Annotated in this window: 1 protein-coding gene; it reads right to left on the bottom strand. The window is 66.8% G+C overall.

What is annotated here, in order from left to right; genetic code table 11:
* Positions 1 to 471, bottom strand: a 471-nt coding sequence (locus tag ACR6JA_RS22400) for a TRAP transporter substrate-binding protein (RefSeq protein ID WP_494599620.1), incomplete at its 3' end; no start/stop codon positions are given.
* Between the last annotated feature and the right edge of the window lie 20 nt (positions 472 to 491).

Here is a 491-nt window from a genome sequence, read left to right as displayed (position 1 = left end):
GTTGAGCTTCTTGATGTCCTCGCGTTGCGCCAGGCCGGCCTCGTTGATGCCGCGCGCCACCACCGTCTTCAGGTCCTGCGGCAGGCCTTCCCACATGCGGCCGTTGGCGATGAACCAGTAGCCGTCCCAGATGTGGTTGGTCAGCGAGCAGTACTTCTGCACCTCGTAGAGCTTGGCCACCTGGATGATGGGCAGCGGGTTTTCCTGCGCGTCCACCACCTTGGTCTGCAGCGAGGAATAGACCTCGCTGAACTGCAGGCTGGCCGGCGCCGCGCCCAGGCCCTTGAACATCGAGATGGGCAGCGGGCTGACCGGCACGCGGATCTTCAGGCCGTCCATGTCGGCGGCGCGGGTCACCGGCGCCTTGCTGCTGGTGGTCTGGCGAAAGCCGTTGTCCCACATCTTATCGAAGGCATACAGGCGGCGCTGCGCGATGGCGGCGCGGACGTGGGCGCCGAGCGCGCCGTCCATGGCGCCCCAGACCTGGCCAT

It is taken from the genome of Cedecea sp. B1(4), assembly GCF_059414925.1.
This window is presented reverse-complemented; position numbering and strand designations above follow the sequence as displayed.